At 56.0% G+C, this 1,151-nt stretch carries 1 protein-coding gene; it reads right to left on the bottom strand.

Annotated elements, in window-relative coordinates:
- The coding region (locus EDE09_RS27945) for an IS110 family transposase (protein ID WP_132413629.1) at positions 1-945 on the bottom strand (945 nt) is incomplete at its 3' end.
- Positions 946-1,151: the final 206 nt, after the last annotated feature.

Raw genomic sequence — 1,151 nt, 5'->3', positions numbered from 1 at the left:
CAGCATCACGCGTGCTTGTTTGTTGCCCGCTTTGCTGATGCCCTGATCTCGATGCACCTCTCCACTGGAATACGGGCTGGGAGACAGTCCGAGGTAAGAGGCCAGATGCTTTCGGTTCTTAAATGTTCGATGGAACACTTCGGCGACCAAGTGTGCAGCGCCGGTTTCGCCGATGCCATCGAGCTGCTTCAGAACTCTGATCTTGGCGCCGTTATCGATCTCTCCTTCGGATGCGCAAGCCTGAACGCGTTCTTTCTCCAGAGCCTTGAGTTGCGAATGCACGAGGTCTAGGCGTTCGAACTGGCGGCACAGCTCACGGAAGATGAAAGGGCCCAGTTCCCTGCCGTCGCCAGTTCGGATATTCGAAAGCACTTCCTTCCAGCGCCCTCCCCAAAGACCGGGAACCGAGCGAATACCGTGGAGTACCAACAAGGCGCGAATGCGATTGACGTGGCGCGTGCGCTCCTTCTTCAATTGGGTACGTTCTCGGGAGAGGCGTTTGGCGTCCTCTTCATCGATGCTGGGTAGCCGCACCGGGCGGCAAACCGACCTATCTCCGAGCAGATAGGCCTTTAGGGTAAACACCATCGCTTCAACATCGATGCGATCTGTCTTCACACGTCGGCCTCGACGGGAAACCAAAAAACTGGACGGGTCCAAAACGGTGGTATCGATACCGCTGTTGAGGAGAAAGCGGGCAAGCCAAAAGCCATCATAGCCCGCTTCGAAACATACTCGCAGCGGCCCTGCCGCAAATCCTGACGGAGAGCGATTTCGTGTCATGCTTTGAATTCTTAAAAGAGCGGACAGGAGAGCCTCGGCGTTGCCGCCGGCAACCGTAACCGTCTGCACCTTATCCGAGCCAGGCAAAAGGTACCCGACCAGCCACGTTCTCTGGCTCAATTCAAGGGCGATATAGCAATCATTGACATTATCAGCGCTCATTATCATCCTCCGTGGAAAAGCGGAGGTGAAGTATCAAGCTCCGCGGCGAGCTTGCATAGGATCTATAACGAGTTCCGGCCACATAGCGCGATCGGCAACAAGGTGCCGATTTCGCTCATGAACAGCTCATCGGCATCCCCGCCGACATGAGCTTTAACCCCGGAAAATTCCAGCTCGCGCTGGCCCAAAAACGGGGAGCACGTCAA

Origin of the sequence: Neorhizobium sp. S3-V5DH (genome assembly GCF_004343065.1) — a bacterium.
Taxonomy (GTDB): Bacteria; Pseudomonadota; Alphaproteobacteria; order Rhizobiales; family Rhizobiaceae; genus Neorhizobium; species Neorhizobium huautlense.
The sequence above is the reverse complement of the archived record's forward strand: the minus strand, read 5'-3'. Positions and strand labels throughout refer to the sequence as shown.